Origin of the sequence: Achromobacter sp. ACM01 (assembly GCF_014851745.1) — a bacterium.
Classification (GTDB): Bacteria; Pseudomonadota; Gammaproteobacteria; order Burkholderiales; family Burkholderiaceae_B; genus Achromobacter; species Achromobacter aegrifaciens.
Genome location: NZ_JACVAF010000001.1, coordinates 1,221,051 through 1,239,975, shown reverse-complemented (window position 1 = coordinate 1,239,975; position 18,925 = coordinate 1,221,051). Strand labels below are relative to the sequence as shown.

Below are 18,925 nucleotides of genomic sequence, written 5' to 3'. Positions count from 1 at the left end.
GCGGCAGGCTGCCCTGCGCTCATTGCTCGACGGCGACCTTCTGCGCCAGACCCTGGTACAGCGCCGTCTCCGTCTGGTAAAAGTCCCGCATGTCCGCCACCGAGTTCTGCGCCACCAGCTCCATACCCGTGGAAACAACATACTCGCGAAACGCGGCGTCTTCCATGGCCTGGACGATCGCGCGGTTCAGGCTGGCAACGGTCGCGTCCGGCGTATTGGCCGGCACCAGAAAGGCGATCCACGTGCCGTACACGAAATCCCGCAACTTTTCGCTGGATGCGGACAAGGGCGGCACTTGGGGCAGCTTGGGACTAGGTGCGGCGCCGGTCGTCGCGTAGGCCCGTATGCGGCCGGACTCGATCAGGTCCAGCGTCGACCCGCCCAGCGGCAGGAAGCTCAGTTCTATCTGACCGCCCATCAGGTCCTGCGTGACGGGCGGAACGCCCCGGTAGACGACGTGGTTGAGCTTGAACTGGCTTTGCCGCGCCCATTGCTCGCCCAATAGGTGGATCATCGAGCCCGGACCGATATGTCCGAAGTTCAGTCCCTTGTCTCCCTGGGCCTGCGCCAGTTGGGTCAGTTCGCCCAGGTTCTTGGCCGCGACCGCGTTGCCGCCGGTCAGGATGTAGGGCAGCCGCGCCACCACCGCCACCGCGCGCAGGTTCTCCGCCCGGTACTTCACATGCTGCATCGTGGCCGGGGTCAGGATGGGTTCGGTCTGGGACGCGATCAACAGCATGCGTCCGTCCGCTGGCGCATTCAGCACCCGTTGCGTGCCGATGGAACCGCCCGCCCCGGGTTGGTTCTCGACGATGATGGTCCTGCCCAGCGCGGCCTGCAGCAGCGGCTGCAGCTTGCGCGCCACGCCGTCGGTGGGATTGCCCACCGGCTGCGGAACGACGATGGAGACGGGCGGCGCGTCGGCCTGGGCTTGCGCGTTCGCGCACGCCAGGATGCCGATCAGGAACTGCAGACTCGCGGCCACGCCGCTACGCAGTGCTTTCATTGCAGGCCTTTCTGGTTGGACTCGTTGGAAAGCCAAAGCTGCCGGGGATCTGGAATCCCCGCCACGGCATCACTCAAGTTGCAGGCGCGACACCATGGGGCCGAACTGGACGAACTGACTTTTCAGCAAAGCGCTCATCTGCTCGGGACTGGAACCGCTGGCCTCGGCGCCCAGTTCGGCAAGGCGCTGGCGGATGGCGGGCTGCTGAACGGCCTTGGACACCGCCTGGCCGATACGCGCCACGACGGCGTCGGGCGTCTGCGCCGGGGCGAGCAAGCCGTTCCAGCCCTCGGTATCGATGCCGGTAAAACCCAGTTCGCTGACAGTGGGCGTGTCCGGCAGGGACGGCGAGCGTTGCGGCGAGGTGACCGCCAGCGCGGTCAAGGATCCGGCCCGGATGTCGCTCAGCGACGAAGACAATTGGTCGCCGCCCATCTGGATGCGGCCCGCCAGCATTTCGCCCTTCAAGGGCGCAGCACCCTTGAAGGGCACGTGCGTCATCGACGCGCCCGTCTGTTCCTGGAACCACATGCCGAACACGTGAATGTACGAACCGGGTCCCGTGGAACCGTAGGCGTAGTGGGTCGAAGGATTCTTTTTGAGCAGTTCCGCGAATTCCTTCAGGTTGCGGGCCGGCACCGAAGGCGTGGAAGTGATGACCAGCGGCACGTTGGCCACCACGCTCACGCTGCGCAGGTCGGCCAAGGGATCGAAGTTCAGCCGCTTCGCGCCCTGCGCCACCAGGGCGGCCAACGGATAGGAGATGTTGGCCATCAATACGGTATAGCCGTCGGGCGCCGCCTTGGCGACGGCATCGGCGCCCAGCAGCCCGCCCACGCCCGGACGGTTCTCGACCACCACCGGCTGCCCCAGCTCTTGCGACATGGGCGTTGCGATCAGCCGCGCGATCAGGTCGGTGGTTCCTCCGGCGGCAAACGGCACCACGATCTTCACCGGCCGCGCCGGCCAATCCGCCGCGCTGGCCACGCCCAGGCTGGACGCCAGGCCTGCGGCCAGCAACAGCCTGGCCCAACGGCGCCGGGCGGGATTGCTCACGGACGACTTCACAAAAGCAGTTGCGATTCGCATGTCTGGAGTTCCAAGAGTAGATCGTGGCCGTGCGCCCCGGCGCGCGGATGGCGCCGGGGCCGCTGGATGCGTGGTGAGAAACCTAGGCGGACGGCGCCTCGTCGCGGATGCGGTTGCGCAGCGTACCGATGCGCTCGATGTCCACCTCTACCGTGTCGCCGTCCTTCATGTAGAGCTTGGGCGTGCGCCCGAAGCCTACGCCGGCGGGGGTGCCGGAGAAAATGATGTCGCCGGCCTGCAAGGTAATGGCCTCGCTGACGGTCGAGATCACGGTAGCCACATCGAACAGCATGTCGCTGGTGTTGGACGATTGCATGGTTTCGCCATTGAGGCGGGTCTCGATCCGCAACCCGCTACCGCCCGCCGGCAGTTCGTCAGCCGTGACCACGTATGGCCCCCAGGTGCCCGTGCCGTCGAAGTTCTTGCCCACGGTCCACTGCGGCGACTTGAACTGGTATTCGCGCAGCGAGATTTCGTTGCCCACGGCGTAGCCGAACACGTGGTCCAGCGCCTGTTCCTTGGCGATCCGGCGTCCGCCCTTGCCCAGCACCACGACCATTTCGCCCTCGTAGTCCAGCGTATCGCTGATGGCCGGACGCTCCACCACCGCGTCATGCGCGCCCAGGCTGGTCGACACGCGCAGGAACAGCGTCGGGTAATCGGGCTGGTCGTACGGGCTTTCCTTGGTGTGGTCGGCATAGTTCAGGCCGACGCACAGGATCTTGGGAGGTTCGATCGACGGCGACAGAAAGGTCGCGGCAGCCGGATCGATGAACTGCGTGGCCGCGGCTGCCATGCGCTCCAGATCGGCCAGCGTCTTGCCCTGGCGCAGCAGCGTACCCAGATCGACGCCTGGAGCGGACAGCAGCGCCAGGCGGCCCTGCACGAGTGCGGCGGCGCGAGGCGCGCCGTCGATTTGTAGGGTGGCCAGTTTCACGTGATCTCCTGATGGATGAGGGTTGAACGAAGAATATGTAATTCATAAAAATATATATATTCTGGTTTTCCCTGGATAACTTGAGCTTCATAGATAAAAACCTTATCGTTTCGCATGACCTCCGTTTCCACACCTTTCCGGACTGCGGCATCGGCCCTGGCCAATGACATCCGCGCAGACATCATCACGGGCAGCCTGCCCCCGGGGGCACGCCTGCGCATCAAGGATCTCTGCGAACGCTACGACAGCGGCGCGATCCCGCTGCGTGAGGCGCTTTCGCGCCTGGCCACCAGCGGATTCGTGGTCGCGGAAGACCAGCGCGGCTTCCGCGTGGCGGACGTGTCGGCGGAAGAACTGCTGGACATCACCGAAACCCGGATCCACATCGAATGCGAAGCGCTGCGCCGCGCTATCGCGCTCGGCAGTCTGGACTGGGAAGAGCGGCTGGCCGGCGCGCACTACCGTCTGAGCCGCCTGCCCCTGCACGCTACGGACGGCTCCGGCTTGTCGGCTGAATGGGAACAAGCGCATTCCGCTTTCCATTCGGCGCTGATCAGCGGCAGCGATTCAAAGTCGCTCATCGCCATCGCCGAGCTGCTGCGCGACCAGACCGCGCGCTACCGCTACCTGTCGGTGCAGCTGAATTCCGGGACCAAAGCCGCCTCCGGCTCGAAAAAGGGCAAGGAACGCAACGTCGCCGACGAACACCGCAAGCTGCTGGAAGCCGCGCTTGCCCGCGACGCCGATACCGCCGCCAAGTTGCTGGCCCAGCACCTGCGCCAGACCACGCAGCTGGTGCTGGCCCAAATCCCCAGCCATTAGAAAGCTCCCCGCCTTGCGCCGGGCTCTCGGCCTTCCCAGGGAGCCGCCTCGCTACTCACGTCAAAATCACAACCTGCCAAAAGTAAGTTACTATCGGTAGGTTAATTATTTTGATGGAGTGTAGACGCCATGCATGCGCTAATCGTTGTTGCACATCCCGATCCCGCGTCGCTGACCCACGCGGTGGCGCGACAGGTCGCTGAAGGAATTTCCGCTGCCGATGCCGGGCATAAGTTCGAAGTCGCAGACCTGGCCGCCGAAGGTTTTGACCCTAGGTTCACCCAGCCGGACGTCGCGCTGGCCATGGGCAAGGGGGAGCCCCTGCCGGAAGTCGCCGCGGAACATGCGCGGCTTGAACGCGCCGATGCTCTGGTGCTGGTCTACCCCGTGTACTGGTGGTCCTTCCCGGGCTTGCTCAAGGGCTGGATCGACCGGGTGTTCACCCAAGGCTGGGCCTACGAAGATGCGGACGGCAAGCTGGTCAAGAAGCTGCAACGCCTCAACGTGCATCTGGTCGCTCTGGGCGGCGCCAACCAGCGCACCTATGCGCGGCACGGCTACTTCGGCGCCATGAAGACGCAGATCGACCACGGCATCTTCGGCTACTGCGGCGCCAACGTCGCCACCTCGGAATTGCTGCTGCCCTCCGACGCGGGCTTTCCCGCCGCCCATCTCGACGCAGCCCGGACGATAGGCCAGAAGATTTTCTTCTCGCGTGCTGTAATCCACGAGGAGGAAGTCCAACAATCATGACCGCAAAGATGCCAAACCCCGCCAGAGCCAACCCGCAGCGCCGCCTGTCGCGCGACGAGCGCCAACGCCAGTTGCTGGACGTCGCCTGGAAGCTGATCAGCGACGAAGGCACGGACGCCCTGACCCTGGGACGGCTGGCCACGGAAGCCGGCATCACCAAGCCCGTGGCCTATGACCACTTCGGCACGCGCAACGGGCTGCTGGTGGCGCTGTACCAGGACTTCGACGTCCGCCAGACCGCGCTCATCGACGCCGCGATCGCCGCCAGCAAGCCGGCCTTGAAGGAAAAGGCCCGGGTCATCGCAGCGGGCTACATCGAATGCGTCATGACGCAGGGCCGCGAGATTCCCGGCGTGCTGGCCGCGCTGGGCGGCTCCCCGGAACTGACTGCAGTAAAGCACCAATACCAGCAGGCCTTCATCAAGAAATGCCAATCCATACTTGCGCCTTACGCCGGACCCACGGGAATATCGCCGGCCAGCATGTGGGCGATGCTGGGCGCGGCTGACGGCCTGGCGCACGCGGCCGTGGCTCAGGACATCAGCGTGGATCAGGCGCGCGACGAGTTGATGGATACCATCATGGCGATGGTCAAACGCAGCAAGTGAATCAGCGCAGCGGCATCGCCACCGGACGCAGCGGCGCCGCATCGCCGCCGCGGATCTTCAGCGGCCCGCCGATGAAGGCGAATTCATAGACCTGGTCGCGCGACAGCTCGTCCAGCGCCGCCAGCTCGATGATGGGCACGCCCTTCTGCGCCAGCAGATAGGTATGCAACGGCACATAGTCGTCGGACACCTCTGAAGGGAAGGTCTCGAAACTGAGGTTGTCCGCCCCCAGAATCATGGCGCCGCCCTCCTCGACCAGATAACGCGCCGCGTCCAGGCCCATGCCCGGCGGCTTGGCCATGTAGGCCGCCGGATCGTTGTACAGCTTCATGCGGCCAGTGCGGATCAGGACGATGTCGCCTTCGTGCAGCTCGGTCTTCTGGCGCGCCAGCGCGGCTTTCAAGTCCTGCCGGGTAATGCGGTACTGATCGGGAAGCATCTCCACGCCCTTGAGCGCGGCCACGTCGATCAGCACGCCACGCGCCACCAGCGGCGGGAATTTCTCGATGCCCGTGCGCTTCCAGCCGCGGTCGCCCAGATGCTCGTCGGCCCGGAAGCCGTTCCAGATCTTGCCATGGATGCCGAAGTGGTTGAGCGCATCGATATGCGTGCCGGTGTGGCTGTACATCGAGAACGCCGTGCCGGTATAGCTGCGCATGGCGTTCATGTCGCGGCCCACGCCCATGGGATCGTCGACTTCGGTGCCGCGCGGCGTGTGCGTCATCCAGAACTGGTAGTGCGGATCGCCCGCGTCCTGCCAGCTGGGCATGCCCACGTAGTATTCCGTGGCCAGGTCATAGACCTTGCCGCCAGCCACGCGCGACATTACCGCGGCGCGCGATTCGGGCGTGATCAGGTTGAGGCGGCCGATCTCATCGTCCGGTCCCCAGGGGCTGATGCCCACCTCCTGTCCGGAGGCCGGCGCCCGGGCGGGCGCGCCGTGCGCGAGCACGTTGAAGCTGAGGGCGGCGCCCAGCGCCAGGCCGAGCAATTTTTGGGTGTAACGGGTAGTCATGATGCACCTTGTGCGTTTGGCTTCCGTCCCGCGGACGGAAAAATGGAAAGAAGGAAGACGTGGGCGACGCGCCGATACCCGGCGATCAGGCCTCGACCGCGGCGGGCATCAGCGCCCGCAGCCTGTCCCGCAGATCGGCCGTGGACATGGTGTGCAGACGGGCCCGGTGCGGCCCGGCTATCAACGTGGGTATGGAGTCGATGGCCAGCCGCGCGGCGGCGGCGCGATCGGCCTGCACGCGTAGCAGGGCTTCGTCGCCCTGCATGAGGGCGGCGAATTCGGCCCGGTCATGGCCCAGCCCTGCTGCGATGTCCAACAGCACGGCGTGATCGCCGACATTACGATGCTCGCTCAGGTGGGCATGCTGAATCGCGTCGAACATGTCCCAATGGCCCGCGTCGCCGGCCAGCAGATGCGCGGCCTGGCAAGCCAGCGCGCCGGCCATCCCGCTGGGGTAATCGAATGATTCGGCGCGCATGCCCTCGACGTCGATGCGGGGTTGGTCCTCATGGCGGGCGCAGGCTTCCCAATGGCCCAGGATCACCTGCTTGGCGCGCGGCATCGAGCCGAACACCTGGCACATCTGTTCAGGCGATTCCTGCAGCACGAAGCTGCGCTGGCGCACGGCAATGCCCAGTTCGGCCGCGACCTGGCGCAGGCGGGGAGACATGACATAGCACCAGCCGCAAACCACGTCATGGAAGAAGTCCACGGTCAGCGGCGCGGCGGGTGCGTAATTGGAGGTCGAAGTCATGATGGCGTCCATCTCGTTTCAATGGACGCCAGCTTAAGGACGGGCCGGCGCGGGAGTAAGGTGTCCGCCGGCAGGACTTTATTAGCTGCGCGTCAACAATCGCCGCGCATGGCCGCCGGCAGATGGTCCGCCATGAAATCCACAAAGGCCTTGACCTTGGGCTGCAAGTGGCGGCTGGTCGGATAGACCGCGTAGACATGGCGAGGCGCGGCGGGCTGTTGGGGTAAAACGCGCACCAGCCTGCCGCTGGCGATGGCGGGCGCGGCCAGGAACGACGGCAAGGCGCCTATGCCCAGCCCCTCTTCCAGCAGGTCCCGCAGCATCAGGCTGTTGTTGACCTGCACCAGCGCGGGTCCGGCCAACGGATCCGCCTGCTGGCCTGCATCCTCGTCCGCAACCGCGCCAGGGCTTTCGGCCAAGGTATAGCTGAGGATGTCATGCCCGCGCAGCGCGTCCACGCTTTCCGGAGTGCCGCGGCTGTCGAGGTAGGACGGCGCCGCGCACAGCACCTGCGTCAGCGACGCCAGCCGGCGCGCAATCAGCGAAGAATCGTCCAGTTGCGCGCGCAGCCGTATGGACACGTCAAAGCCCTGTCCCACCGCATCGACCAGCCGGTCTTCCATCGCCAGGTCCAGGCGCAGTTCCGGATATTGGCGCAGAAAGCGCGCCAGCAGCGGCGTCAGCACGCTCAAGGCAAACGAGACCGGCGCGTTCACGCGCAGCCGCCCCGACACCAGGCGGGACTCGCGCCTGACGGATTTTTCCAAGGCGTCCAGTTCGTCCAGCAGCCGGCAGCATTCGGCGTAATAGGCCGCGCCCGTGTCGGTCAGGCTCATCTTGCGGGTGGTCCGCTGGATGAGCACGGCCCCCAGGTGGGCTTCCAGCGCCCGCAACTGCTTGCTGAGCCCGGCGGACGACATATCCAGCGCCTCGGCCGCCTTGGCCAGGCTGCCCAGTTCGACGATGCGCCGGAAGGCGCGCATGTAGTTGAAGGTGTCCACCTGCGTTCAACCGCCGTCCGGCCGCGCCGCCTCGACCAGGTTGTCGCGCAGCGCGACAACCTGCTCCCTCAACGCCGCGAACTGATCGCCCGTGAGACCGCAAGCATCGCTCAGGTTGATGCTTGCGGTCTTCTCGCGCAAGCGCCGCCCTTCGTCGGTCACGCGCACCCGGACCAGCCGCTCGTCCACCGAGTCGCGCACGCGTTCCAGATAGCCCATGCCTTCGAGCTTCTTGAGTATCGGCGTGAGGGTGTTGGATTCAAGAAAGAGCTTTTCGCCCAGGCTGCCGACCGTCTGATCGTCCTCTTCGAAGAGGGCAATCATCGTCACGTACTGCGTGTAGGTGAGCCCGAGCGCGTCGAGGATGGGGCGGTACACGCGGCCGAACGCCAGGTTGGTCGAATAAACCGCGAAACAGAGGAATTCCGCCAGCTTTCTCTGGGATGGATCGTTTGGGGTCTTGGGCTTCATGTGCACCTCGGTATCTGGTCTGCCTGATGGCGCCACTTTACATCGCATGCGATGCAGTCGTAAACGATTTGATACGAATTTCCTCGCTTCAGCCTCTTGACGCCGGGACTCGCGCTTCTTACCATGCGTTTCAATCGCATTCGATTTAATCGAATCCGATTTAAATTCCAACTGACAAGGAAGTTCCCCATGCCCGCCCGTATCCAGAAAGTCCTTTTGACCGGCAAGACCCATACGACCCTCTCTCGCAACTATGTCTCGCAGGGCGGCGAGGAACGGCTCGATATCCGTCTTTCGACTCCCAACAACCCGGGCCTGGTCCAGGCTTTCGAAGACATCCAGCCGCATCCGACCGCCGAGCAGCTTTTCGCGGGCGCCTGGTCCGCCTGCTACACCAGTGCGCTGGACGTCATTGCCAAACAGATGAAGGTGCAACTGCCGAACGATCGCGCGGTGGACGTGGAAGTGGATCTGGGCATGGCGGGCAGCGCCTACCTGCTCCAAGCCCGCTTCAACGTGTTCCTGCCCGGATTGGGCCAGGCGCTGGCCGAGCAGATTGCCCACGCGGCCGATGAAATCTGCCCGTACTCGAAAGCCACGCGGGGCAACATCGATGTGACCCTCAACGTCCATGCGGCCTGAAGGGGAACCGACATGCGCAAGCTCCTGCTCGTACTCATCCTGTTTGCCGGCGGACTGGCGCATGAGCTGCGCAACCCGCTGAGCTGCCAGACCATCACGGCGCGCAACGACAGCGGCGCGCGCCGGCAAAAGCGCGAGTCCTGACTCTCGCGCCCCTCTCTCCTTGCGTCGCGGTGCCTACCCATGCTGATCATTCTTGTAGCTTTTCTTGGCGGCGTTCTCACCATCGTGAGCCCCTGCATCCTGCCCATCCTGCCCTTCGTGTTCGCACGCGGATCAGGTTCATTCCGGACCCATGCCTTGCCGCTGCTCGCGAGCATGGCCGTCGCGTTCGCGGCGGTCGCCAGCCTGGCGGCGTTCGGCGGCGCCTGGGTCGTGACGCTCAATGAGGGCGCGCGCTACGCCGCGATGGCACTGTTGGCGCTCTTCGGACTTGCGTTGCTGCTGCCCGCCGTGGGCGACTGGATGAGCCGGCCGCTGGTTGCGCTGGGCAATCGCCTGGCAGGAGCGCCTCCCGGCTCGCCGCGCGCGGCCGGGCTGCTTTCCATCGGGCTGGGCCTGGGCACCGGCCTGCTGTGGGCGCCGTGCGCCGGCCCCATCCTGGGACTGCTGCTTACCAGCGCGGCGCTCAACGGCGCGAACATCCCGACTTCCTTGCTGCTGCTGTCATTCGCCTGCGGCGCGGCGGTGGCGCTGGCCGCGGCGCTCTGGCTCGGACGCGGCATGGCCGCGACGTTGCACCGCTTCCTGCCTGCGGCCCAAGGCCTGCGCAGGGTGGCCGGCGCCGCCGTCATGGCCGCGGTTGCCGTGTCCGCGCTCGGATGGAACCCGGCGCTTCTCTCCAGCGCCTCTGCCTCGGGCGCAGCGCGGCTGGAGCAGCAATTGGTCGAACAGCTACGCCCGAACAATCCGGCCAAAACGTTCGCAGCCGCGAACGGTCCGCTGGCATCCCTGCAGGATGCCAACGGCTGGCTGAATTCCGGACCGTTGGGCGCCGCCGATCTCGATGGCAAGATCGTGCTGGTCGACTTCTGGACCTATTCCTGCATCAACTGCCTGCGCACGCTCCCCTATCTGAAGGCCTGGCACGACAAGTACAAGGATGCCGGGTTGGAAGTGATAGGCGTGCACTCGCCCGAATTCGCATTCGAGAAGAGCGCCTCCAATGTGCGCCGGGCGGTCGCGGACCTGGGCATTCAATACCCCGTCGCCCTGGACAACGGGTTCCGGATTTGGCGAGCGTTCCGCAATCAGTCCTGGCCCGCCTTCTATCTGCTCGATGGCCAGGGCCGCGTGCGGTACACGGTCGCGGGCGAGCACGATTACCAGCAGACGGAACGCATGATCCAGCGCCTGCTTGCGGAAGCGGGCCGGACGCTGCCCGACGCCGATGCCGCCCGGCCCGCGGCGCGCGGCGTGGAAGCGCCGCCGCAGTGGTCGACGCTGAGTTCGGGCGAAAGCTACCTGGGCTATGGCAAGGCCACGAGCTACGCGCCGGGCGGCACGCCGATCAGGCAGCATAAGGACGCGGTCTACCAGCCCGCGGGCGAACTGGGCGCCAACCAATGGACGCTGGCCGGATCATGGCGGCTGGAGCCGGAACTTGCGGTGGCCACAGGCGCCAACGGCCGCGTCATCCAGCGCTTTCATGCCCGCGACCTGCACATGGTGTTGGGCCCTGCGGCGGACGGCCGGCCGGTGCGATTCCGCGTCACGCTGGACGGCCGGCCGCCGCTGGCGGATCACGGGGCCGACATCAATGAGCAGGGAGAGGGCGTCATCGAGGGGCACAAGCTTTATCAGCTGGTGCGGCAACAGACGCCGGACCGCGACCGCGTCTTCCAGATCGAGTTCCTGGAGCCCGGCGTTGAAGCCTACGCCTTTACTTTCGGCTGATGGCGATCTGGGGTTGCTTCGGAACGCCCTGCAGCAACCCCTTGAATGTGTCCAGGAACGCCTGGGCGCGCGCGGAGACCACGCGCGTCTGAGAGAGCGCATACAGGGTCGTGGGAGGTAGTTCCCACTCCGGCAACACACGCTCCAGCGTGCGCCGCGCCCCCCTGTGGTCCAGCAGCAGATCACACGGCATCCATGCGATGCCCGCGCCTGCCATCGCCAGCTGCACATTGAGCAAGGCGCTCTCGGTCACCACCGTCGATGAAACCGGAATGCGGCAACTCTCGCCGTTTCGGCGCAGTTCCCAGTCCGTCTCGGTCGCGACCACAAGCAACTCATGGTTGTGCAAATCCGCCGGGTCCCTGGGGCGCCCCGCGGCGTTCAGGTAGGCGCGCGATGCGATCAGGACGCGCCTGAGCTCCAGCACCGGACGCTGGATAAGCAAAGAATCGCGCTGAGGACCGCCCCGGATCGACAATTCAAAAGGCATCGGATTGTGCCCCGTTTCCCCTCCCCCCACCACGATGTCGAGCCTGACCTTCGGATAATCCCGGCGCATCGCCGCGACCAGGATAGGCAGCAATGCAGTGAGACTGGAAGGAATCGAAACGCGCAGCGTTCCTTCGGGTCGGCCGACATACGATTGAATGACCTCGTGCGCATTGAGCGCGGCCTCGACGTGGCCGACGCATTCCTCGAAGTAGCGGACACCGGCCGTCGTGGTGGACACCTTGCGCGTCGTGCGTACCAATAGCTGAGCGCCCAGCTGGCTCTCCAGTATCGACAGCCGCCTGGACACCGTGGAAACAGGCATGTCCAGCATCGCAGCGGCGGATGTGAATCCGCCGTGCTTGACCACTTCCACGAAGATGAGAATGTCCTGCAGGGATATTCCGCGATTTTCCATGAGCGTCCTCGGCGGCCCTTGATTCGAACAGCCCGACGCGCTTCCCCGGTTCGATCCCGCCCACCTTGCGCCGCAGCTCTTTGCAGCTGCTGTCATGCTGCGGGGCGAGTGAGCCAATTCTGGAAGCGCGTCGGTCCGATGTGCGCATGCGCGCCCGCGACCAGCGAACGGTCGTCCAGCTCGCTGCCGTAGTAGCGCGCGTGCACGTCGGCAACAACGGTGCGGGCATCGCCGCGCGCAGCCAGGAACTTGCGGCCCAGCTCGTCAAGTGGAAAGCGGTCCGGCCCTCCCACTTCGACCGTGCCATTGACCGGAGTCGCGACGGCCAGGTCGGCCAGCACCGCCGATACGTCGTCGGCCGCGATGGGCTGGATCAGGGCGGGAGACAGCCGGATCATGCCATTTTGCGCACCCGCGCTCACGATGCCCTCTACGAACTGGAAGAACTGGGTTGCGCGCAGGATGGTGTAGGGAATCTTCGATTCCCGGATCAGCTTTTCCTGGGCCACCTTGGCGCGCATGTAGCCGCTGTCCGGCAATCGCTCAGCGCCGACCACGGATAGCGCCAGGTAATGTTCCACGCCAGCCCGGGTTGCCGCCGCCAACAGATTGCGCCCAGCGGTTTCGAAGAACGCCATCACTGCCTGATCCTCGAACGACGGAGAATTGGACACGTCCAGCACTGCCTGCGCCCCGGCCAGGGCCTCGGCCAATCCCGCGCCGGTCAAGGTGTCCACGCCCGTCCTGGGCGATGCCGCAACGGTTTCATGACCGTTTGCGCGCAGCCGTTGCACCACATTCGACCCGATCAGGCCGGTACCGCCGATAACCACGATTTTCATGTTCCGCTCCTTGCTTGATTGCCGTCCCGTCGCACATCCCGACCGGGTGCTTGCAGTATGCTTAGCACCCGGGCGGAAGGCTTTGCGGCCGCCTTGTTTTTCCCTTGGATTTGGCTTGCGCATTCGTCCAGCCGACTGACCTGAAGCCAGGCGCACAAGAACGGCACAAGGAGTACGGAATGCAATTCTCTTTTGACAACTGCGTGCTGGACCTGGACCGGCGCGAGCTGCTGCGCGCGTCCAGCGCCGTTGCCACGGCGCCCAAGGTTTTCGACGTACTCGCGTACCTGATGGAGCACCGCGACCGCGTCGTCAGCCGCGACGACCTGGTCAACGCCGTGTGGCAAGGCCGGATCGTGTCGGAGTCGACCTTGGCCACCCACATCAACGCGGTGCGCAAGGCAGTGGGCGACGACGGGCAACAACAGCGCGTGATTCGGACCGTCGCCCGCAAGGGCTTTCGCTTCGTCGCGGCAGTGACAAGCGAACAAGCGCCGCAGGCCGCAAGCCTTCCGACGGCTTCCGCCTCCGCGAGCCAGCCGGTAGTGCACGCCACGCCTGCTGAAGTTTCCGCTTCCGCGCCGGCGGTTCTCGCCAAGCCCTCCATCGCCGTGCTGCCGTTCGTCAATCTCAGCGGCGACCCGGAACAGGACTATCTGTCGGACGGCGTGATCGAGGACATCATCTCGGCCTTGTCCCAATACCGCTGGCTTTTCGTCGTCGCCAGGAACTCGAGCTTCGCGTACAAGGGGCACGGCGTGGACGCCAAACAGGTGGGCCGCGAACTGGGGGTACGCTATGTGCTGGAAGGCAGCTGGCGCAAGTCGGCAAACCGCGTGCGCACCTCGGCGCAACTGATCGACGCGACCACGGGAATACTCCATTGGGCGGGCCGCTTCGAGGGCGTGCTGGGGGACATCTTCGAACTGCAGGACCAGATCACCGAAAGCGTGGTGGGCGCCATCGCGCCGCAGCTGGAGCGGGCCGAGATCGACCGCGCCCAGCGCAAGCCTACCGGCAACCTGGACGCCTACGACTACTATCTGCGCGGCATGACCAAACTGCACCAGGGCACCCGCGAATCCGTCGACCAGGCGCTGCAACTCTTCCATACCGCCATCGCGACCGATCCGGATTACGCGTCGGCGTATGCAATGGCGGCGTGGTGCCACTGCTGGCGCAGGGTCAACAACTGGATGACGGATGTCGGGAAGGAGACCGCGGAGGGTATACGCCTGGGTCGCAAGGCCGTCGACCTGGGGCCGGACGACGCGGTTGCGCTGACTCGGGGCGGCCACGCGCTGGGCCAGCTGGGCGGGGACACCTCGGGCGCCATCGCGCTGCTCGACAAGGCGCTCAGCCTCAATCCGAACCTGGCCGCGGCGTGGTTCCTGGGTGCGTTCCTCAGGCTTTGGCGGGGAGAAGTCGAGGACGCCGTGGAGTTCTTGAAGCATGCGATGCGGCTCAGTCCCCGTGACCCGGAGCTCTACCGCATGCAGGCAGGCATGGCCACCGCGCATCTCTTCCTGAAGGATTTTGACGCGGCGGCGTCATGGGCGGAGAAGGCCTACCAGAACCTGCCGAGCTTCCAGATGGCGGTCGCGATAGGCGCGGCCAGCCACGCGTTGGCCGGACGGACGACGGACGCGCAACGCGGGCTGCAGAACCTGCGGCAGCTCAATCCCAGCCTGCGTCTGTCCACGCTTGCGGAATGGGTGCCCATCTGCGCGCCGCAGCATCTCGCAACGTTGACGGAAGGCCTGCGCGCGGCGGGCCTGCCGCAATAGCGGCGGCCGTCCCCCTCGATTCCATCAGTCATCGACCAGGATTTCTGGCGTGACCGACATGCCCACCTTCAGATTGGCGGCTGCAGGCTGATCCGCATTGATGCGAATCCGCACCGGCAGCCGCTGGACGATCTTGGTGAAGTTGCCGGTGGCATTGTGCGGCGCGACTGCGGAATAGCTCACGCCGCTGGCGGGCCCCAGGCTTTCCACCGTTCCCGCCAGCACCTCGCCCGCCAGCGCATCGACCTCGATAGCCACCGCCTGGCCCGGCCGCACGCGCGCCAGCTGCGTTTCCCGGAAGTTTGCCGACACATAGACAGCGTCCAGCGGGACTATCGCGAGCAAAGGCTTGCCGACAGTGACGAAGGCGCCGACACGCACCGATTTCTGCCCCACGGTGCCGTCCACGGGCGCGGTGATGCGGGTGTACGACAACTTGAGTTCCTCCGCGGCCTGCACCGCCTGCGCCTGGGCGAAGGCGGCGCGGGCCTTTTCCAGGTCCGCCTGCAGGACATCCACCTGCTGGCGGGCAGCCAGCAGGCTGGCCTGGGCCTTTTCCAGGCTGGCCTGTTGAACGCTGGCCTGCATTTCGGCTTGCTGGCGCGCCTGGACGGTTCCCGAGCCGTCCGTCGCCAGGTTCCGATAGCGCGTCTGGTTGGCACGGGCCAGCTTCAGCGCGGCCTCGTCCACCGCCACCGCCGCCTGCGCCTGGCGGATGGAGGACTCCTGCTGGACCAGCCGGGCTTGCAGGCCGGCGACGCTGGCCTGGGCGCTGGCCGCCTGGGCCCGGGCGGCATTGGCGGCGGCGACGAAATCACGGTCGTCCACGGTGGCGAGCAGTTGCCCCTGCCTGACGGGCTGGTTGTCCTCGACCAGCACCTTGTCGATCCGGCCCGCGACCTGCGGCGCCACCATCGTGAAATCCGCGTGCACGTAGGCGTCGTCGGTGGACTGGGTGGATGCCCGGGATTCGGAACGGTTGAGATACAGGCCGCCGCCGATCAGCAGCATGAGCAGCAGCGCCGTGGTCGTGATCTTTACTTTCTTCGGTAATGCCATGATGGACTATCCCTGAATGGAAGATGGAACTGTGGAAGGACGCGAGACCGGGCGCAGATCGGGAGGGGGGATGTAGTTCAGCCTCAACACGATGGGAATCAGCAGCAACGCCAGGACGCCCAATACGCGGTAGGCATCGGCGATCGACAGCACCAGCGACTGCTGGCTGACGATGCGCATGAGCTGCCCGGGCTCCAGGCTGTCCGGGACGTAGTTGCCGACCAGCGCCGCCTGGCCCAGCAACATTTCCGCATGGAAGCGGCCGCGCACGGTCAACAGCTGCCCGACCACGGCGGCGCCCAGCACCGAGCCCAGCGCGCGCAGCGTATTGATTGCCCCCGAGACATAAGGCCCTTCGTGCGGTTGCACCACGCTGGTGATCAGGAACAGCATGGACACCACGGCCATGGGCTGCCCCACGGCTTGCAATGCCTGTGCCAGCACGAACTGCTCGCGGTTCCACGTGACCGTCAACTGCGCGCCTGCCAGGCAGGCGAGCGCGATCAGGACCAGCCCCGCCGAAAACACCATCCGCGCATCCACCCATTTCCGATACAGCAGCAACGCCACCGCAAAGCCCAGGACCAACTGCGGCAGCGCCACGATCAGCCCGATGGATGCCATTTGCGCGGGTCTGTAGTCCTGGATCGGCGCCAGATAGCCGGCCGGCAGCAATGAGCCGGACAACAGCACCACCAGCAGGAAAACGAACAGCGTGAAACCCAACACCAGATTCCGGCGACCCAGAACCTGCAGCTTGATGAACGGCATGGGGTGATACCACTCCGTCAGCAGATAGACGACCAAAAGAATCACGCCCGCTGCCAGCGCAAATGTGACCAGGGGCGAGTTGAACCAGTCCAGCCGGACGCCCTGGTCCAGCGCGACGGCGATCAATCCGAAAGCCGGCACGCCGCAAGCCATGCCGAACCAATTGGCCTGACGAAAGCGCCCTGCGTCCACAGGCTCGCGGTGCAGCCCCCAGCCGACCAGCGCCGCGGCGATCACGGCCAGAGGGATGATCTGCCAATACACCCAACGCCAGTCGAACAGCGCGTCGGTCCACAGGCCAGCCAGCCAGATGGAGAGATTGGGGGCAAAAGTGGCGGTCATCGCATACAACGCCAGGCCGTACAGCCTGATGGGCGGCGGCAGGAACTTCAGCGCCGCCATCATCAACAGGGGAATCGTGGTGCCGCTGGCGAGACCCTGCAGGAACCGCAGGGCCAGCAGCAGATGCAGGTCCTGGACAGCAGGCAGGACCAAGGCCAGCGTCGTGCACGTGCCCAGCATCCAGAGTTCGAAGCGGCGCACCGACAGCGTGATGGCGAACCACGCCGCGAACGGCATGGCAATCAGTTCTCCCGCACTGTATGCCGTCGTGAGCCAGGAACCCCCGTCAAAGCCGGCGCCCAGCGCGCCGCGCAAGTCCGCCAGCGCCAATGCGCCGACACGGTTGTTCAAGCCAGCCATCATGGCCGCGAGAAAGATGCCCAGAAGTCCGGCCATGGCGCGCATCGAAGGCTTGGGCTGGCCGTGCGCCGCTTGAGCGGATGGCGTGGCGCTCATGGCGTGGCCTGCGCTTGCGAATTCCAGCCGCCGCCCAGCGACTTGTACAGATTGACCACCGTAAGCGTGCCGTCGGTGGCGCTGGCGTTCAGACGGGTCTGGCTGGCAAGCAGGTTGCGCTGCGCGGTGAGCACGGTGAGATAGTCGGACGCCCCCTGTTCATAGCCGCGCTCGGCGGCCCGCAGCGCCTGCAGGTTCTGCTCATACGACACCAGCAGTTCATCGTGTTCGCGTTGCTGCTCGGCCCAGGCATCCAGTGCATTGTCCACCTCATGCCAGGCCTGCAGGACCGTCTGCCTGTAGGCCAGCGCCGCCGCCTTCTGCCGCGCTTCGTTGAGCGCCAGGCGCTGCACCAGCCTGCCGCCCTGGAAAATGGGCAGGTAGACCGTCGGGCCGATCGAGAAAAATCGTGAGTCCCAGCTGGCCAGGTCGCTGCCATCGAACGCTTCCACTCCAAGTTGGCCGACCAGGGCGATGCGCGGATAGAAGTCGGCCTTGGCCACTCCTATCGCCGCCGTGGCGGCATGGAGCCGGGCCTCGGCGCGCTGGATGTCGGGTCGCCTGTGCGCCAACTGCGAAGACACGCCGACTGGCACGCTGGCGGGCAAGGAGGGCAGCGGCATCGTGCCGCGCAACGTTTCGTCCAATGCGCGCGGCCGCTCACCCAGTAGCAGCGCCAACGCATTCAGCAGCGCGTTGCGGCGCTTGTTCAGCTCAGGCAACAAGGCCCGCACCGTCGCCAGCTGCGCGCGGGCCGTGGCGGTTTCGAAACGGGTGGCCACGCCATTGCGTTCCCGGCTCTGCGTCAAGCCCAGAACCCGCCCGGCGACCGCCAGGTTCTGCCGGGCGATGTCGAGCTGGGCTTGGGTGCCGCGCAGTTGCAGGTATGCGCGGGCCACCTCGGCCGCCAACGCCACCTTTGCGGCCTCGCGGTCGTACACGGTGGCTTCCAGGGAAGCCTCGGCGCCTTCGCGCAGGCGCCGGGCGCGGCCCCACAGGTCTATCTCCCACCTGGCGTTGAACCCCAGCCGCCAGAAGTCGTCGGGGGTGCTGGACGCGCCCAACGCGACGAACTTGCCGTTTTCGCTGAGCTCTTCGCGCGCATAACTGGCGCCCGCGTCCAAGCTGGGCAAAAGTTCCGACGAGGCGATCCCCAACTGCGCCCGGCTTTGTTCGATGCGCGCGGCGGCCATCTGCAGATCGAGGTTGCCGGCGGCGGCCTGGGCCTGAAGCCGGGCAAGCACGGGATCTTCGAACAGCAGCCACCATTGCACCGGCACCTCGGCGTCGGACAGCCGCGCGTGGCCGGCAGGCTCCTGCCTCGGCGCGAGATCCACCTCGGCCAGTCCATCGGCCGGCCGGACGAAGTCGGGCCCGACCGCGCAGCCCGCCAGCATCGCGGCGCACAACGCCGCGCTGGCGCAACGCCATAGCGGCGAACGGATCGGTGTCAACATCACGGCAGTTCCTTGTAGGTGAGCAATGCATTCGTCGGGACAAGCGACGAGGCCAGTATGCTCAGCCCCTTACGGGAACGCTTCGCGTACACCTTGGATTTCCATTGAGTTTGGCTTGGGGATTCGTCCAATCCACCCGTAATCCTGGACAACCGCTGTCAGCACGAAGTTGTGTCTTTTCATTTCGGTTTTGGCTAAAGAACGGGACAAAGATCCGCTATGTCTCAGCAACGGCCCAAACCGGCTTGAGCAGGCCCGGAAAATTCGCGCCTGGGACAGCAACCGAAGAAGTTAGAAATAATGCGAAATA

At 65.6% G+C, this 18,925-nt stretch carries 19 protein-coding genes; 7 read left to right on the top strand and 12 right to left on the bottom strand.

What is annotated here, in order from left to right:
* Window positions 1-19: 19 nt before the first annotated feature.
* The 3 genes from IB268_RS05710 to IB268_RS05700 all read right to left on the bottom strand — a co-directional run bounded on the left by IB268_RS05710 (window position 20) and on the right by IB268_RS05700 (window position 3,032).
* Window positions 20-1,006 (bottom strand): tripartite tricarboxylate transporter substrate binding protein, encoded by a 987-nt coding sequence (locus tag IB268_RS05710; RefSeq protein ID WP_192352737.1) that lies wholly within the window; start codon window positions 1,004-1,006, stop codon window positions 20-22.
* 69 nt (window positions 1,007-1,075) lie between these two features.
* Window positions 1,076-2,095: a tripartite tricarboxylate transporter substrate binding protein gene (locus IB268_RS05705; protein ID WP_119451885.1), complete on the bottom strand. Its 1,020-nt coding sequence runs from the start codon at window positions 2,093-2,095 to the stop codon at window positions 1,076-1,078.
* Window positions 2,096-2,177: 82 nt separating this feature from the next.
* Entirely contained in the window at window positions 2,178-3,032 is an 855-nt protein-coding gene (locus IB268_RS05700) for a fumarylacetoacetate hydrolase family protein (RefSeq protein WP_192353948.1), read from the bottom strand.
* A gap of 114 nt (window positions 3,033-3,146) precedes the next feature.
* Here IB268_RS05700 and IB268_RS05695 point away from each other — a divergent pair, with 114 nt between their 5' ends.
* From IB268_RS05695 to IB268_RS05685, 3 genes are all read left to right on the top strand, one after another.
* Window positions 3,147-3,854, top strand: coding sequence for a GntR family transcriptional regulator (locus IB268_RS05695; protein ID WP_054451849.1), 708 nt, complete (start codon window positions 3,147-3,149; stop codon window positions 3,852-3,854).
* A gap of 129 nt (window positions 3,855-3,983) precedes the next feature.
* A complete protein-coding gene (locus IB268_RS05690) occupies window positions 3,984-4,607 on the top strand; it encodes an NAD(P)H-dependent oxidoreductase (protein ID WP_192353947.1) in 624 nt (207 codons plus the stop codon).
* The gene (locus IB268_RS05685) at window positions 4,604-5,215 is read left to right on the top strand and encodes a TetR/AcrR family transcriptional regulator (RefSeq protein ID WP_192353946.1); all 612 of its coding nucleotides are present in this window, start codon (window positions 4,604-4,606) and stop codon (window positions 5,213-5,215) included. Before IB268_RS05690 ends, IB268_RS05685 begins: the two co-directional genes overlap by 4 nt.
* 1 nt (window position 5,216) lies before the next feature.
* On the opposite strand, the gene IB268_RS05680 is transcribed toward IB268_RS05685, so the two are convergent.
* The 4 genes from IB268_RS05680 to IB268_RS05665 all read right to left on the bottom strand — a co-directional run bounded on the left by IB268_RS05680 (window position 5,217) and on the right by IB268_RS05665 (window position 8,456).
* Window positions 5,217-6,230 (bottom strand): cyclase family protein, encoded by a 1,014-nt coding sequence (locus IB268_RS05680; protein ID WP_192353945.1) that lies wholly within the window; start codon window positions 6,228-6,230, stop codon window positions 5,217-5,219.
* A gap of 85 nt (window positions 6,231-6,315) precedes the next feature.
* Window positions 6,316-6,996, bottom strand: a complete 681-nt coding sequence (locus IB268_RS05675) for a DsbA family protein (RefSeq protein WP_225588896.1) — start codon at window positions 6,994-6,996, stop codon at window positions 6,316-6,318.
* 80 nt (window positions 6,997-7,076) lie between these two features.
* The gene (locus IB268_RS05670) at window positions 7,077-7,985 is read right to left on the bottom strand and encodes a LysR family transcriptional regulator (RefSeq protein WP_054451853.1); all 909 of its coding nucleotides are present in this window, start codon (window positions 7,983-7,985) and stop codon (window positions 7,077-7,079) included.
* A 6-nt stretch (window positions 7,986-7,991) separates the two neighbouring features.
* Window positions 7,992-8,456, bottom strand: coding sequence for a MarR family winged helix-turn-helix transcriptional regulator (locus IB268_RS05665; protein WP_054451854.1), 465 nt, complete (start codon window positions 8,454-8,456; stop codon window positions 7,992-7,994).
* 189 nt (window positions 8,457-8,645) lie between these two features.
* On the opposite strand from IB268_RS05665, the gene IB268_RS05660 reads away from it, so the two are divergent.
* From IB268_RS05660 to IB268_RS05655, 3 genes are read left to right on the top strand one after another with little or no spacing between them, the layout of a single operon-like run.
* Window positions 8,646-9,098, top strand: a complete 453-nt coding sequence (locus IB268_RS05660; RefSeq protein ID WP_175212561.1) for an Ohr family peroxiredoxin — start codon at window positions 8,646-8,648, stop codon at window positions 9,096-9,098.
* Between the two features lie 12 nt (window positions 9,099-9,110).
* Entirely contained in the window at window positions 9,111-9,242 is a 132-nt protein-coding gene (locus IB268_RS31170) for a hypothetical protein (RefSeq protein WP_255423697.1), read from the top strand.
* 39 nt (window positions 9,243-9,281) lie between these two features.
* Window positions 9,282-10,994, top strand: a complete 1,713-nt coding sequence (locus IB268_RS05655) for a redoxin domain-containing protein (RefSeq protein ID WP_192353943.1) — start codon at window positions 9,282-9,284, stop codon at window positions 10,992-10,994.
* Here the strand turns inward: IB268_RS05655 and IB268_RS05650 are convergent.
* Both IB268_RS05650 and IB268_RS05645 read right to left on the bottom strand, forming a co-directional pair.
* The gene (locus IB268_RS05650) at window positions 10,981-11,901 is read right to left on the bottom strand and encodes a LysR family transcriptional regulator (protein WP_175212563.1); all 921 of its coding nucleotides are present in this window, start codon (window positions 11,899-11,901) and stop codon (window positions 10,981-10,983) included. The genes IB268_RS05655 and IB268_RS05650 overlap by 14 nt on opposite strands.
* Window positions 11,902-11,993: 92 nt before the next feature.
* Window positions 11,994-12,743 carry an SDR family oxidoreductase gene (locus IB268_RS05645; RefSeq protein WP_054451858.1) on the bottom strand — a complete coding sequence of 250 codons (750 nt, stop codon included), beginning with the start codon at window positions 12,741-12,743 and terminating at the stop codon, window positions 11,994-11,996.
* Between the two features lie 179 nt (window positions 12,744-12,922).
* Between IB268_RS05645 and IB268_RS05640 the strand changes: the two genes are divergently transcribed.
* Complete coding sequence (locus IB268_RS05640) at window positions 12,923-14,530, top strand: winged helix-turn-helix domain-containing tetratricopeptide repeat protein (protein WP_192353942.1); 1,608 nt, start codon at window positions 12,923-12,925, stop codon at window positions 14,528-14,530.
* Window positions 14,531-14,554: 24 nt separating this feature from the next.
* Here the strand turns inward: IB268_RS05640 and IB268_RS05635 are convergent, their stop codons facing one another.
* From IB268_RS05635 to IB268_RS05625, 3 genes are read right to left on the bottom strand one after another with little or no spacing between them, the layout of a single operon-like run.
* The gene (locus IB268_RS05635) at window positions 14,555-15,589 is read right to left on the bottom strand and encodes an HlyD family secretion protein (protein ID WP_119451879.1); all 1,035 of its coding nucleotides are present in this window, start codon (window positions 15,587-15,589) and stop codon (window positions 14,555-14,557) included.
* Between the two features lie 6 nt (window positions 15,590-15,595).
* A complete protein-coding gene (locus IB268_RS05630; protein WP_225591298.1) occupies window positions 15,596-17,158 on the bottom strand; it encodes an MFS transporter in 1,563 nt (520 codons plus the stop codon).
* Window positions 17,155-18,615: an efflux transporter outer membrane subunit gene (locus tag IB268_RS05625; RefSeq protein WP_192353941.1), complete on the bottom strand. Its 1,461-nt coding sequence runs from the start codon at window positions 18,613-18,615 to the stop codon at window positions 17,155-17,157. Before IB268_RS05625 ends, IB268_RS05630 begins: the two co-directional genes overlap by 4 nt.
* Between the last annotated feature and the right edge of the window lie 310 nt (window positions 18,616-18,925).

What these genes read in the sequence shown, in the direction of transcription:
- IB268_RS05710 (WP_192352737.1), bottom strand. Translation starts at nt 1,006, where the DNA reads ATGAAAGCACTGCGTAGCGGCGTGGCCGCGAGTCTGCAGTTCCTGATC.
- IB268_RS05705 (WP_119451885.1), bottom strand. Translation starts at nt 2,095, where the DNA reads ATGCGAATCGCAACTGCTTTTGTGAAGTCGTCCGTGAGCAATCCCGCC.
- IB268_RS05695 (WP_054451849.1), top strand. Translation starts at nt 3,147, where the DNA reads ATGACCTCCGTTTCCACACCTTTCCGGACTGCGGCATCGGCCCTGGCC.
- IB268_RS05690 (WP_192353947.1), top strand. Translation starts at nt 3,984, where the DNA reads ATGCATGCGCTAATCGTTGTTGCACATCCCGATCCCGCGTCGCTGACC.
- IB268_RS05685 (WP_192353946.1), top strand. Translation starts at nt 4,604, where the DNA reads ATGACCGCAAAGATGCCAAACCCCGCCAGAGCCAACCCGCAGCGCCGC.
- IB268_RS05680 (WP_192353945.1), bottom strand. Translation starts at nt 6,230, where the DNA reads ATGACTACCCGTTACACCCAAAAATTGCTCGGCCTGGCGCTGGGCGCC.
- IB268_RS05675 (WP_225588896.1), bottom strand. Translation starts at nt 6,996, where the DNA reads ATGGACGCCATCATGACTTCGACCTCCAATTACGCACCCGCCGCGCCG.
- IB268_RS05665 (WP_054451854.1), bottom strand. Translation starts at nt 8,456, where the DNA reads ATGAAGCCCAAGACCCCAAACGATCCATCCCAGAGAAAGCTGGCGGAA.
- IB268_RS05660 (WP_175212561.1), top strand. Translation starts at nt 8,646, where the DNA reads ATGCCCGCCCGTATCCAGAAAGTCCTTTTGACCGGCAAGACCCATACG.
- IB268_RS31170 (WP_255423697.1), top strand. Translation starts at nt 9,111, where the DNA reads ATGCGCAAGCTCCTGCTCGTACTCATCCTGTTTGCCGGCGGACTGGCG.
- IB268_RS05655 (WP_192353943.1), top strand. Translation starts at nt 9,282, where the DNA reads ATGCTGATCATTCTTGTAGCTTTTCTTGGCGGCGTTCTCACCATCGTG.
- IB268_RS05650 (WP_175212563.1), bottom strand. Translation starts at nt 11,901, where the DNA reads ATGGAAAATCGCGGAATATCCCTGCAGGACATTCTCATCTTCGTGGAA.
- IB268_RS05645 (WP_054451858.1), bottom strand. Translation starts at nt 12,743, where the DNA reads ATGAAAATCGTGGTTATCGGCGGTACCGGCCTGATCGGGTCGAATGTG.
- IB268_RS05640 (WP_192353942.1), top strand. Translation starts at nt 12,923, where the DNA reads ATGCAATTCTCTTTTGACAACTGCGTGCTGGACCTGGACCGGCGCGAG.
- IB268_RS05635 (WP_119451879.1), bottom strand. Translation starts at nt 15,589, where the DNA reads ATGGCATTACCGAAGAAAGTAAAGATCACGACCACGGCGCTGCTGCTC.
- IB268_RS05630 (WP_225591298.1), bottom strand. Translation starts at nt 17,158, where the DNA reads ATGAGCGCCACGCCATCCGCTCAAGCGGCGCACGGCCAGCCCAAGCCT.
- IB268_RS05625 (WP_192353941.1), bottom strand. Translation starts at nt 18,615, where the DNA reads ATGTTGACACCGATCCGTTCGCCGCTATGGCGTTGCGCCAGCGCGGCG.